Source organism: Streptomyces flavochromogenes (assembly GCF_000717595.1).
Classification (GTDB): domain Bacteria; phylum Actinomycetota; class Actinomycetes; order Streptomycetales; family Streptomycetaceae; genus Streptomyces; species Streptomyces flavochromogenes.
Genome location: NZ_JNZO01000014.1, coordinates 206860 through 220745, shown reverse-complemented (window position 1 = coordinate 220745; position 13886 = coordinate 206860). Strand labels below are relative to the sequence as shown.

The 13886-nt window shown below is 69.2% G+C and carries 6 protein-coding genes; 3 read left to right on the top strand and 3 right to left on the bottom strand.

The genetic code is table 11. The features are described from left to right. Positions 1 to 7 precede the first annotated feature (7 nt). Both IF00_RS0118935 and IF00_RS0118930 read left to right on the top strand, forming a co-directional pair. A complete protein-coding gene (locus tag IF00_RS0118935; RefSeq protein ID WP_342451044.1) occupies positions 8 to 871 on the top strand; it encodes a class I SAM-dependent methyltransferase in 864 nt (287 codons plus the stop codon). A gap of 196 nt (positions 872 to 1067) precedes the next feature. Further along, positions 1068 to 2495 carry a lamin tail domain-containing protein gene (locus IF00_RS0118930; protein WP_030319553.1) on the top strand — a complete coding sequence of 476 codons (1428 nt, stop codon included), beginning with the start codon at positions 1068 to 1070 and terminating at the stop codon, positions 2493 to 2495. A 49-nt stretch (positions 2496 to 2544) separates the two neighbouring features. Here IF00_RS0118930 and IF00_RS0118925 read toward each other — a convergent pair whose 3' ends face one another. From IF00_RS0118925 to IF00_RS41385, 3 genes are all read right to left on the bottom strand, one after another. Next, positions 2545 to 3207 (bottom strand): deoxynucleoside kinase, encoded by a 663-nt coding sequence (locus tag IF00_RS0118925; protein WP_030319551.1) that lies wholly within the window; start codon positions 3205 to 3207, stop codon positions 2545 to 2547. A gap of 319 nt (positions 3208 to 3526) precedes the next feature. After that, complete coding sequence (locus tag IF00_RS0118920; RefSeq protein ID WP_030319547.1) at positions 3527 to 4099, bottom strand: antibiotic biosynthesis monooxygenase; 573 nt, start codon at positions 4097 to 4099, stop codon at positions 3527 to 3529. A 291-nt stretch (positions 4100 to 4390) separates the two neighbouring features. Beyond that, positions 4391 to 4906, bottom strand: coding sequence for a hypothetical protein (locus IF00_RS41385; protein ID WP_245234570.1), 516 nt, complete (start codon positions 4904 to 4906; stop codon positions 4391 to 4393). A gap of 417 nt (positions 4907 to 5323) precedes the next feature. Between IF00_RS41385 and IF00_RS0118910 the strand changes: the two genes are divergently transcribed. Further along, positions 5324 to 13885, top strand: a complete 8562-nt coding sequence (locus IF00_RS0118910) for a golvesin C-terminal-like domain-containing protein (protein WP_078944775.1) — start codon at positions 5324 to 5326, stop codon at positions 13883 to 13885. Position 13886 lies beyond the last annotated feature (1 nt).

Genomic DNA, 13886 nt, shown 5'->3' with positions numbered 1-13886 from the left:
GACAGGGGTGGATCCGGACGTCAGACTGTTCGCGGAGGTGACGCGGGTGGTGGAACCGGTGGAGATGCGGGCCGCTGTTCGGGAGACGTACGGTCCGGCCGACCTCAGTTCGGTGCCGGTGTTCGCCGGAGGGTTCATCAACTTCGGTTACTGGCGCTCGATCGACCTCGCCGGACCGCTCACGGTCGACGACCGGGTCCGCAGCCAGGAGGACATGTACCGGCAGGTGCTCGACGCCGCAGGTCCGCTCGCCGGCCGGCGGATCGTCGAGATCGGCTGTGGGCTCGGTGTCGGCTGCGCGCTCGCCCTGCGCGAGTACCGGCCGGAGCGGGTGACCGGCATGGACATCCATCCGCAGCAGCTGGACCGTGCCCGCCGGGCGAACGCGGATCTGCTGGAGACCTCGCCGTCGGCGCTCCGGTTCGTCCGTGGTGCGGCGGAGGAGATGCCCTTCGGCGACGGCGAGTTCGACTGCGTCTACAGCGTCGAGGCCGCCCAGCACTTCGACGACGTGATCGCCTTCACCCGGGAGGCGGCCCGGGTGCTGCGGCCCGGCGGTCGGGTGGTCGTCGCGAGCTTCTTCACCCCGGACGACGACCCGGGCCACGGAGCGCGGCTCGCGTCGTACCTGGAGACGTTCGCCGACGGTCTGGACGTCGCGCGTCCCGTCACGCTCGTGGCCGACGCGTTCACCCGCGTGGGCCTGACGGACGCGCGGGCCGTGTCCATCGGACCGGACGTGTGGCAGGGCTGGGACCGCTGGCTGTCGGACCAGTGGGAGCCGGGAACCTGGCCGCGCAACTTCCTGAAGGCCTACGAGCAGCGCACCCTCGACTACTACATCGTCACGGCCACCCGCCCGCAGGTCTGATACCGGCATCACCCGGATCGACCCGGCGTGGCCGATGGAGCCCGCCACGGCCCGGACCGATGCCGGGGCGGGACGTGGCGTGCGGCCTGCCGTTCGACGGGCGTTCATGTGACGACGGTGCCGACGCCCACCGGCGTTCGGCGGCGGGCGTGAGTCTCATGACGCCCTTCGCCACCCTCTCAGGACGGACGACTCCGTGCTCGAAGTTCGCGCTCCCCGGGGGCGTCGCCGCCCCGCCCCGATCCGCCTCGCCGTCGCCGGTGCCACGCTGCTCGCCGCCGCGACGCTTGCCGCTCCGACCGCGCACGCCGCTCCGGCGGACGACATCCGTATCAACGAGGTGGTGACGACCGGCAGCGTCGACGACTCGATCGAGCTGTTCAACAAGGGCACGGCCGCGGTCGACATCTCCGGCTGGATCCTCAAGGACGACGACGCGAGCCACACGTACACGGTTCCGGCGGGGACGACGCTCGCTCCGGGGACGGCGCGCGCGTTCGCCGTGGCCGCGGCGTTCGGTCTCGGCTCCAGCGACAAGGCCCGCCTCTACCTGCCGGGCGGCAGCACCCTCGTCGACAGTTACGGCTGGAGCGCCCACTCCGCCCCGTCCTGGTCGCGCTGCCCCGACGGCACGGGCGCCTTCAAGAAGGCGCCCCTGACGCTCGGCGCGCCGAACGACTGCGGTTCCGGTGGCGGCACGAACCCGGCGTCCTGGCCCGGCGGCACCTCCGTGTCGACGGCCGACGGATCCGACGTCTTCGGCGAGGACCTCAGCGGCCTGTACCAGGAGGGCTCCGTCCTCTGGGCCGCCCAGAACTCCGGCAAGCTGTGGCGCCTGGTCCGTGACGGTTCCGGCGGCTGGCGGCCGGACACCGCCAACGGCTGGACCTCCGGCAAGGCGCTGCGCTACCCCGGTGGGAGCGGCAGCCCCGACGGCGAGGCCGTCACCCTGACCGCCGCCGGCGCGGCGGGCGGTGCCTACGTCGCGACCGAGCGCAACGGCGACGCCTCCGGCACCAGCCGCCTGTCCGTCCTCCGCTACGACGTCGCCGCCGGTACCGGCAGCTCCCTGACCGCCACGAAGGAGTGGAACCTGACCGCCGGTCTGCCGGCCGTGGGGTCCAACCTCGGCTTCGAGGCGATCACCTGGATCCCCGACACCACTCTCGTCGCGGCCGGGTTCAAGGACGAGTCGACCGGCGCCGCCTATGACCCGAGCCGGTACGGCGCGCACACCGGCGGCGTCTTCCTCCTCGGCGTGGAGGGCACCGGAGCGGTCCACGCGTACGTCCTCCAGGACAGCGGCACCGCCACCCGCGTCGCCACCGTCGCCAGCGGCATGGCCGGCGTGATGGAGCTCCAGTGGGAGCCGCAGGCCGCCCGGCTGTGGATGGTCTGCGACGACACCTGCGGCGGTCTGCACACGACCATGAAGATCGGCAGCGCGGGCACCTTCGCCCCCGCCGCCTCCTACCAGCGCCCGAGCGGGATGCCCGACCTCAACAACGAGGGCTTCGCCCTGGCCGGTGCCGACGAGTGCGTCGCCGGCACCAAGCCCGTGTACTGGTCCGACGACAGCAACACGGGCGGCCACGCGTTGCGCCGGGGCACCATCGCCTGCTGACCGTGCCCGGCGGCCGGGTCTCCCGGCCGCCGGGCCCCCGGGCGCCGGATCAGGCGCGCCGGGTGGCGGCCTCCAGCGCGGTCCTGACCTCCTGGGCCACGCGGGCCGCGTCCTCGGCGTTGTTGACGATGTCCGTGCGGTTCATGTCGATGACGAGGACGTCGCTGGCCGAGTAGTGCTTGTGCACCCAGTCGTCGTAGCCGGACCACAGGGTCCGGTAGTACTCGACGAGGCTCTCGTCCTGTTCGAAATCGCGGCCGCGCAGACCGATGCGGTGCAGCACGGTCTCGAAGTCCGCCTTGAGGTAGACCATGAGATCGGGCGCCTTGCGGTAGGGCAGGCCGTCGATCTCGCGCATCATCTCGTCGAGCAGCCCCTCGTACACCTGCATCTCGAGGGAGCTGATCCGTCCCAGGTCGTGGTTGACCTTGGCGAAGTACCAGTCCTCGTAGATGGACCGGTCGAGGACGTTGTCCCCCCGCTTGTACGCCTCCTTGATCGCGGCGAAGCGCGTCTGGAGGAAGTACAGCTGGAGGAGGAAGGGGTACCGCTTCGCCTGGATCTCCTCGGGGCTCGCCGTGTAGAAGAGCGGCAGGATCGGGTTGTCCTCCACGCTCTCGTAGAAGACGTCGCTGCCCAGCTCCTTGGCGATCAGCTCGGCCACACTCGTCTTGCCGATTCCGATCATGCCGCCGACGCAGATCACGGACATACCTCACTTCTCCCTGGGGGTCTTCTGTAGCGTGGGCGGGTGAGCCGGGGGAGCTGGGAATCCCGCACCAATGAGACGCACGCCGGCGGTCACCCGATTCCCTGGGATCTTTGTGATCAGCGTCATGTGGTCCCGTCCGGACCGGGGCCCGGGGCGGGCCGCTGTCCTGGACCGGCCTGACCGTTCCGCGGCCGCCGCGCGCAGCGACGAGCCGCGGCCCTGAGGCCGCCCTGAATTTTAGATGACGATCGCGCCCCCGGAGGGCCGGAGCGCAGACGTTCGCCTCGCCGCCTCCGCAGCGGGGAGCCGCCCCGGTGCGCTACGGCGTGAGCCAGCGGCGCAGCAGCCTGCTCACGGCGGGCATGGCCACGTATGTCATGAGCACGTTGAACACACAGGCGACGATCGCGCTGCTGAGCAGGAGGGGGAGACCGGTCAGCCGGGGGATCAGGACGAGGCTTCCGAGGACGGAGATCGGATAGATCGCCAGGGTCGCGCTGATCGCCATCTTCCACCGGGGCGGTGCCGGCCGCGTCGAGCCCGGCTTGGCGAACCAGGTCTCCATGCCGGTCAGCGTGCGCCGGGCGATCTCCGTGTGGTGGTGCCCCTCGCAGCCGGCGAACCAGGCCGCCCGCTCCGGAGACTCCTGCCAGGCCCGGCACGCCGCCTCGTCCCGGAAGCGGTGGACGAGGAACCACGGGGCGTCGCCGCCGGAGGAGCGGAAGAGCCCGTATCCGAGATGCCCCGGGAAGGCGGCGGCGCTGTCGAGGATGCCCCTGGCCCACAGCTCGAAGGCCGCTTCGTGGCCGGGCTCCACCCGGCGGGCTATGAGGAGGGTCACCTCGCCCGTGTCGGCGGGGACGGTGGCGTGCTCAAGGCTGATCGCGGTCATGTGAACTCCATCTGATCTCACCGCGCCCGGCCGTACTCTACGCAAGGGCCGCCGTGAGTGGAGTCGGCGCGTCGGCAGGCAGCCTCCGGCGCGCGCGGCCCGCGCGTACCTCGATGTGGCGTTCGTCCGGCCCTTCACCGATGGCGACGCCCGCGCCGCACCGCTGACGCCGGTCGTCACCGGCGGACAGCAGACCGCCCGTCGGCCCGTCGCCCTCAGCGCCGCCCGCTACCGCCGGATCGTCGCCCTCAGCGCCGCCCGATACCGTCGGATCGTCGCCCGCGGCAGCCGTCAGGAGGACCCTTCAAGGCGCGCAGCCCCCTCCTCCGCGGGGAGTTCGCCGCTGCATGTCGTCCGTCCGAAGGCGCCCGTGGCCGTGGCGCGTTGGACGTGTTCGCCCCGGACCGCCAGGGTGCAGCTCGCCGTGCCGCCCTCCTCGTCGAGGGTGACATTGACGGAAGGAGACGTGCCGGCCGGCAGGTTCACCGTCTTCCGCCACGGCAGGCCGACGCGCGTGACGACTGCCGCCGCGTCGTCACCCGCCGCCCGGTAGGTGATGTCGGCCGTACCCTCGCCGACCACCTCGTACGTCACCTCTGCCGTGGGCTCCGTCGCCCGGGCCTCCGGCGGGGCCTTCTCCGGGGCGAGGACCCCGAAGGCGACGAACAGCGCGCAGGCGAGCAGCAGGACGGCGGCCACGACGATGCCGCCGCGATCGGTGCCGCGCTCGTCCGGGCTCCGCGAAACCCCTGTGGCGTCCGGGATTCCGTGACCTTCCGGTGCTGCCGCTTCTTCGGTCGTCGGCATGGCCGCGCTTTCTGTAGGCGTGAATTCGCCTGGGTTATACACCATCGGAATCGACAGGTGCCAGGCCGCCGACAAATCAGGCAAGTTGTTTGAGTGGCGTTGCGTGGAACCTGAAATGCCCTATATGAGTTAACGCTTGACGCAGCGTCATACCCGTGAATAAGAATCACCTCCGTCTTGATCGGCACACCTCTCGCGAGGTCGCCTCCCCCGCGGGGAGGTGGCCCGACTTGGCATGCCCTGAGGTGCTCCGGACGAGGTCAGGGCCACCGCGACCGTTGAGGGATCCCCCTCGTCGGCGCGTTGGCACGCTCCCTTCCGCGTACGCGCGTGAGGGGAGTCGAGGAAGGGATTCGTGTGAGATTCAGATACGGGCGGGCGATAGCCTGCCTCGTGGTCGCGGCTGTCGCCGGGACCATGCTGCCACAAGTCGCTTATGCCGCACCGGTTTCACCCGATGCCGGCGAGGGAATTGTCGATGCTTTCGCCGGGTGGTTCTCGGACGACGAACCCGAGGGGCCCGAAGAGCCGTCGACCGGTGGCACCCCGGTGCTGCCGAGCCGAGAGAGCCTGCCGAAGGGCAAGGCGGCCGCGAAGCCGAAGCGCGTCGCGGAGCTGACGGGCAGGCGTACCTCCCATGCCCGGTACTGGCAGCTCTCCGACGGCCGGGTGCAGGCCGAACTGTCGGCCGTACCGACCGGCTATCGGGCGGGGAAGTCCTGGAAGGACATCGACCCGACGGTCACCCCGACCGATGCCGAGGGCTTCGCCTTCACCAATGAGACCAACGCGGCCCGCAGTTGGTTCGGTACCGACCCGCGCGGCCTGCTGCGTTTCGAGGCCGGCGGTCGCGCGGTCACCCTGGGCCTGGAGGGGGCGGGCAGGCTCGCTCCCGTCGCCGAGGGCGACACCGTCACGTACAAGGACGCGGTCCACGGCGCCGACCTGTCGTACGAGGTCGGTCCGGGCCGGGTGAAGGAGAACATCCTCCTCGACCGGAAGCCCACGGGCCCGGTCTCCTTCACGTTCACCCTGGACACGGGCGGGCTGACGCCGAAGGCCGGCAAGGACGGCTCGGTCCTCCTCTACGGCGAGGGCGCCGACCCCGTCCTGGTGATCCCGGCCGCGTTCATGACGGACGCCGAGAAGGACGCCCGCTCGCCGTACGGCTTCGCGTACAGCGACAAGGTCACCCAGAAGCTGAGCAGGGCCGGCAAGGGCTGGAAGCTGACCGTCACCCCGGACGCGGCCTGGCTGGCCGCGCCCGAGCGCCGGTACCCCGTCACCGTCGACCCGACGATCTCGATCGCCCCGACGCCGACGACGGCGCAGGACGTCATGATCTCCTCGGACGGTCCGACGACCAACTACAACGACAACTGGCGCCTGTCGGTCGGCAACACCACGACCGGAGCCTCTCGCGCGCTGCTGCGGTTCCCGCTCACCGGCGTCCCGGCCGGGACGAAGCTGGACTCCGCCGATCTGAAGCTGTACTACGACCAGACGCACACCACGGGCGAGACCGAGGTCCAGCTGGAGGCGCACCGGGCCACCCAGGCCTGGACCGAGGAGCAGGCCACCTGGAACAGCGCCAACGCCCTCACCGGCGAGCTCTCGGGCACGGCGGTCGTGGTGGACGACGGCGACGCCGGGCGGACGGCGGCCGTCGGCGCCTGGCCGGCTTCGGGGAACACGGCGTACACGCAGTACGCCGTCAACCAGGACTACCTGTACAACAAGGACTCGGTCGCGGGTGACACGTACACCTGGCAGCCGAACCTTCCCGAGGACGGCACGTACCAGGTCGAGGCGCACAACGTCCCCGCCTCGGACCGTGCCACGAACGCCCCGTACACCATCACGTACGACGGCGGAAGCAAGGCCTACACCGTCGACCAGCAGGCCGGTACGGCCGGTGTGTGGAAGACGCTGGGGTCCCACCCGTTCAAGGCGGGCACGCTCGGCAAGATCGTCCTGGGCGACGGTCCCGCGTCGACGGCCACGTCGGTGATCGCGGACGCCGTCCGCTTCACCAAGGGCGGAGTCGTCACCAAGCGGCCGGGCGAGCTGAACACCTGGCACACCTTCCCCGTGACGAAGACCGTCCAGTCCTGGATCGACGGCGCGAACGCCAACAACGGCTTCGTCATCAAGGCCGGCGACGAGAGCGCCAACGGCCCCAAGGGCGGCCCGCGTTACGAGGGAAGCGAGTTCGGGTACGGCGGTGAGACCGCCCACTACCCGCGCCTGGTCATGACGTTCGGCCGTCAGGGCGTGGACCTCGCGACCCCGACGACGATCCACGACACGGGTGCGGAGCTGTCCTGGTCGGCGTACCAGGACAAGGACCCGATCGGCACCGGCGACGACATCGTCGAGTACCAGGTCCACCGCTCCGTCAACCAGACGTTCTCGCCGTCCTCGGCCACGCTCGTCGCTCCCGTCGCGGCGACGGTGACGTCCTTCACGGACACCACGGGCGTGCCGACGAAGGCCGACGACACCGATCCGTTCGGGCGCGCGTACTACTACATGGTCGCGGTCAGGACGAAGGACGGGCAGGTCGTCGCCGCCCCGACGCAGCTCGTACGGCTGCCGAAGGCCGGCCGGACCACGAAGGTCCTGGACGCGACGCAGGACACCACCCTGTCCTCGGCCCGTCCGACCCTCACGCACGACACGATCGACGACGGCGGTCCGAAGAACTGGCTCAGCGTCGGCAACAACTCGGCGACCTACGGCGACACCCGCGCGCTGCTGAAGTTCCCGGCCCTCGGCATCCCCGCCACGGCGCGCGTCCTCGACGCGAACGTGCGGCTGTGGAGCACCCAGACCGCACAGGACACCGCCGGGGCGATCTACGAACTGCGGCCGCTGACGCGCGACTTCGACGAGGCGGCGACCTGGGCCAAGGCGAACGCGACCACCGCCTGGACCACCGGGGGTGGTGACCTCGGCGCGGTGGCGGCCGACACGGGCGCGAAGACCAACGACCCGGCCCGGCACGACTGGAACGTCACCTCGCTGGCCCAGTCCTGGGTGACCACCCCCGCCTCCCAGCAGGGCGTGGCCATCAGGATGGCCGACGAGGCCGCCGCGCAGGAACGGACCCTGTTCCTGTCCTCCGAGGGCACCGAACAGCGCCTCCGCCCGAGGATCGTGGTCACGTACATCGACTCCACCACCGAGTCGACCTACTACGCGCCGCAGACCCCGGCGCGGATGACCCCGAACACCGACTACACCGTCGACTTCACCCTCACCAACACCACGGCGTCGACGTGGAACGCCGCCGACCAGGTCCTCACCTACAAGTGGGCCCTCCCGGACGGCACCGACGTCACCAACGGCGGCAACCAGGTCCAGACCGCACTGCCGTCCAACGTCGCGCCCGGCGGCTCGGTCGGCCTGCAGGCGACGGTCAAGACGCCGATCAACTCGGACAACGGCAACAAGCGCACCGACTACGTCCTGACCTGGGACGTCTACAACAAGACGACCGGCACGTGGGCCTCGGGCACCGCAGGCATCCCGGGTCTGAAGCAGAACGTGGCGGTGGAGGACCCGACCTCCAACCAGCTCGGCATGGAGAAGTTCTACTCCTACACGGGCAAGAACACCGGCGCCGGCTCGACCGTCATGAACAACACGGCCTCCGGCAACACCGTCTGGCAGTACAACGCCTTCACCAACCCCGGTCGCGGTGTCACCACGTTCGCCCGGTTCGCCTACAACAGTCTCGACACCTCGGACACGGTCTCCGGCCCCGGCTGGTCCTTCCAGGCCGCCGGCCCCGTCCGGCTCGGCGCGCCGCTGGAGTTCCACCCCAAGCCGCACCCCACCGAGATCAGGCTCCCCGACGGCGACGGCACGACCCATGTCTTCCGCGAGCAGCCCGACGGCTCCTGGAAGGCCCCCGCGGGCGTCCACTACAAGCTGACGGCCAAGCCCGGTCTGGACTGCACGCCCCTCAAGGACCCGGTCCCCGACGCCTGGACGATGACCCGTCCGGACGGCACACGGTTCGTGTTCGGCTGCGACGGCTACATGACGTCGCTGGTCGAGAAGAACGGCAACACGCAGACGTACACGTACGAGGAACGCAAGTCCAACAACAAGCCGACCAAGTTCCTCAAGTACATCACCGACCCGGCGGGCCGGCAGTCGCTGACGCTCGAGTACCACTCGAAGGCCGACAGCGCCAACCCGAAGATCATCGACCACGTCAAGTCGCTGACCGACATCTCGGGTCGCAAGGTCACCTTCGACTACTCCGACAAGGGCCTGCTCACCAGGATCACCGACGGCGCCGGCTCCACCCAGCCGAAGGTCTTCGGCTTCGAGTACGACGCCACCCAGGGCAACAAGAACGTCAAGCTGGTCAAGGCCACCGACCCGCGCGGCAACGCCACGTCGCTGGTGTACAACTTCCCGCAGACCGGGGACGACCCGAAGTACCACTGGTGGACCAAGACGATCACCGACCGTCTCCAGGGCTCCACGGGCTTCGTGTACGCGGTGAACGGCGGCAACGCCAAGTTCACCGACACGAAGGTCACCGACGCCGAGTCGCGTGCCACCGACTACGTGACCGACGACTTCGGCCGCGCCGTCCAGTCGACGAACGCCTCGTCCCAGACGATGAAGCTCGCCTGGGACGCCGACAACAACGTCACGTACACGGAGGAGAACAACGGCGCCAAGACCGCGTACTGCTACGACCAGAAGACGGGGTACCCGCTCTGGAAGCGCGACGCGGAGAACAACAAGGCGGGCGTACCGCCCTCCTCCGACTGCGCTCCGGGCGTCTACCCGGCGAACTCCACCCGGTACGTGTACCAGACCCGTGCCGACGGCTACTCCGCCGATCTCTTCACCAAGACCTCACCCGAGGGCCGGAAGTGGCAGTTCGGCTACGACACCTTCGGCAACCTGAAGACGGTCACCGACCCCAAGGGCGTCGCCACCACGAGCGTCGCCGGTGACTACACCACGACGTACGAGTACGACGCCTACGGCCAGCTGACCCGGGCGACCGACGCCAACGGCAACGCGGACACGAACAGCGACTTCGGGCCCACGGGCTTCCCGAGGACGATGACGGACGCGCTGAACAAGTCGTCGACCTTCGTCTACGACGAGCGCGGCCAGGTCACCGAGGTCACCGACGCGCTGGGCAAGAAGATCACCCAGACCTACGACGCCTTCGGGCGTCCGCTGGTCAAGACCGAGCCCAAGGACCAGGCCACCGGTGACCTGATCACCGCTCCCGCGCCCGTGTACGACGCCAACGACAACGTCACCACGTCGACGGCGCCCAACGGCGCGGTGTCCACCGCCGTGTACGACGCCACCGACCAGATGACCTCGGCGACCGAGCCGAAGTACACCGCCACGTCGGACGAGCGGCGGACGACGTACACCTACGACAAGGTCGGCAACCTCAGGACGACCACCGAGCCGAAGGGCACGCTGACCACCGCGGACGCGACGGACTTCGTCACGACCAACTCCTACAACGAGATCTACCAGCTCACCTCCGTCACCAACGCGAACGGCGACAAGGTCAGCTACGAGTACGACAACGCGGGCAACACCACCAAGGTCGTCGACCCGAAGAAGAACGCCACGGCCGACACGGCCGACTACAGCAGCCTGTCCGCCTACGACCTGAACCACCGGGTCACCGCGGTCACGGACGCCGCCGGCAAGACCACCAGGAAGGCCTACGACAAGGACTCCCTGGTCGTCTCCACGACGGATGCCGAGAACAACACCACGCTCGTCAGCTACGACGAGCGAGGCAAGCAGACCGAGGTGAGGATCCCGCGCAGCGGTACCTCGCCGATCACCTACCGCACGACCCGGTACGAGTACGACCAGGTCGGCAACACCACCAAGGTGATCACCCCGCGTGCCGTCGAGGCGGGCACGACCACGGCGTTCACCGCCCGCACCGAGTACGACGCGCTGAACCGGCCCAAGCGCCGGTACCAGCCGTACGACCCCGCGGACGCCCGCCACAACGACCCCGACGTCTACACCGAGACCGTGTACGACGCCGTGGGCCGGGTCGCGAAGACCTCGATGCCGCCCTCGGAGGGGCAGACCGTCCGGAACGACGCCGTCTTCGAGTACTTCGACAACGGCTGGACGAAGAGCTCCACGGACCCGTGGGACATCGCCACCACCTACGACTACAACGACGTGGGCCAGCAGACGACCCGGACGCTGACCTCGGCGGGCGGCTCCTCCAACCGCACGATGACCTGGTCGTTCTACCCCGACGGCAAGGTCAGGTCCCGCTCCGACGACGGTGTTCCGGTGGGCAAGGCGGTCGTCCTGGCGGACAACTCCGACACCCAGCACACCTCCGCCACGGGCACCTGGGCCACCGGGAACATCACGGGGCAGCAGGGCTACGACCACCGTACCCACGCGGCCGGCGCAGGCACCGACGCCTTCACGTGGACGCTCGACGTCCCCAAGGACGGCACGTACACCGCGTACGTGAGGTACCCGAGGGTCACGGGCGCCGCGACGACCGCGAAGTACACGCTCAGCCATGGCACGACCACCGAACCGGCGGTCACCAAGGACCAGAACGCCGGCAGCGGCACCTGGGTCGGCCTCGGCAGCTACGCCCTCAAGCAGGGCGAGGACACCAAGCTGAAGCTGGAGCAGAACAGTGCCGGCGTCGTCGTCGCGGACGGGATCAAGCTGGTCCGTGACAACTCCGCGGAGACCGACACCGAGAAGCGGACCTTCGACTACACGTACGACGTCAACGGCAACCTGACCGCGATCGGCGACACGTCCTCCGGGGCGAGGATCGACGGCTACGCCATCACCTACACCGGCCTCAACCAGGTCCGGAAGGTGACGGAGTCGCTGGCCGGCGCCGAGAAGAAGGCGACGTCCTACACGTACGACGCCAACGGCCAGTCCGAGACCGTCACCCACCCCAGCCAGTTCTCCCGGTACACCTACGACCTCCGCGAGAAGGTCAAGACGGTGTCCGTCGGCAAGTCCGCCACGGACACCGACCCCAAGGTCACGTCGTACACCTACACGGACCGTGCCCAGAAGCTGAGGGAGACCAAGGCCAACGGCAACGTCGTCGACTACACCTACTACCTCGACGGCGCACTGAAGTCGACGACGGAGAAGAAGGCGGACGGCACCACGCTGGTCGCCTCCCACGCCTACGCCTACGACGCCAACGGCAACAAGGCGCAGGACGCCGCGAAGAAGATGAACGCCGACAACCGCTCGGCGTACCTCGACTCCACGACGGACTTCACCTACGATCCGGCCGACCGGCTGACCAAGTCGGTCAAGACGGGCAACGGCGCGGGCACGGAGACGTACACCCACGACGACAACGCCAACGTCATCAGCCAGACCGTCAAGGGTGTCGGCACCACGTTCCAGTACGACCGGAACCGGCTGCTGACCTCGACGACGGCGAGTGTCGGCGCCCAGTACGCCTACGACCCCTTCGGGCGCCAGCAGTCGGTGAGTTCCGGCGGCAAGGTCGTCGAGCGGACCGTCTACGACGGCTTCGACCACGTCGTGGAGTCCCAGAAGATGGGCACCGGCGGCACGATGAAGTCGACGACGTACACCTTCGACCCGCTGGACCGCACCGCGTCGAAGACATCGGACGGCAAGACCACCGAATTCGAGTACCTCGGCCTGTCCGGTGAGGTCCTCGACGAGAAGGTCGCCGGCGCGCTGACCAAGTCGTTCCAGTACAGCCCGTGGGGCGAGCGTCTGTCGCAGACCAAGCACAACACGGACGGCACGACCGAGGACGGCTACTACGGCTACAACAGCCACACCGACGTCGAGACGCTGACCGACAAGAACGGCGACGCCAAGGCCACCTACGGCTACACCGCCTACGGCAACAACGACGCCACCGAGTTCACCGGCATCGACAAGCCCGAGGCAGGCCAGCCGGACAAGGAGGAGTACAACCCCTACCGCTTCAACGCCAAGCGCTGGGACGCCCAGTCCGGCACGTACGACATGGGCTTCCGGGACTACAACCCGGGCCTGAACCGCTTCACCAGCCGCGACATGTACAACGGCGCCCTCGCCGACATGAAGCTGGGCGCGGACCCGTACACCAGCAACCGCTACGCCTTCACCGGCGGCAACCCCACCAGCCTCGTCGAGCTGGACGGCCACTTCGTCTTCGCGATCCCGGCCATCTACTGGGCGGGGGCGGCACTCGTCACGGCGCTGTACGCGGCGACTCCGGACGGCCAGCAGAACCTGGCCGACGCGGGAGCGGCGCTCGGCAGCATGCTGATGCCGTCCGCCGACGACACCACGTCGAGCGACTCGTCCAACGAGCCGCGGCCCGGCCCCACTCCCAGCCCGTCGCCGGGCCCCGCGCCCAGGCCCGCACCGCGGACCACCGACACCAACAACCCCTCGTGCGACCCGACTCCGCTGATCGACGGCGGACGGATCTACGGCGGCCTGGAGGAGTACACGGACCACCAGGGCAACAAGGGCTGCAGGGCGACCGGCGCCTTCGCGTTCCTCACCAAGGCCGACCGCAGGTCGCGCACCGGTGCGGGCGGTCTGCCGAGGTGCCCCGAATGCGAGCCTTCCGTCCAGCCGGACGGAATGGGAGAAATCGCGGCAGGAGGCGGAGAGCCGCAGGCGGGTCACCTGATAGGTTATTGGGGGAAGGGCACCGGTCAGGATGTCAAGAACCTGGTTGCATTGCACGGAAGTGCAAACCGGAGGATGGCAAGCAAGGTGGAACGCTTCGGATGGAAGCATCTGACCGGTGACAACAAGCTGATCATGTCGGTCGTTCCCGTCTACGGAGATCCGCATTCGGCGGTTCCCACGCTCGTCCAGGTGGGAATGACCGCATACGGACCACAGGGGGACATCGTGGAAACGTTCTCGTGCACCGCGATCAACTCCCAGTCAGGCGTCGGCTCGACCTGCTAGA

Excerpts from the sequence above, each read along its gene's own strand:
- IF00_RS0118910 (WP_078944775.1), top strand. The coding sequence starts at position 5,324 with ATGCTGCCACAAGTCGCTTATGCCGCACCGGTTTCACCCGATGCCGGC.
- IF00_RS41385 (WP_245234570.1), bottom strand. The coding sequence starts at position 4,906 with ATGCCGACGACCGAAGAAGCGGCAGCACCGGAAGGTCACGGAATCCCG.
- IF00_RS0118920 (WP_030319547.1), bottom strand. The coding sequence starts at position 4,099 with ATGACCGCGATCAGCCTTGAGCACGCCACCGTCCCCGCCGACACGGGC.
- IF00_RS0118925 (WP_030319551.1), bottom strand. The coding sequence starts at position 3,207 with ATGTCCGTGATCTGCGTCGGCGGCATGATCGGAATCGGCAAGACGAGT.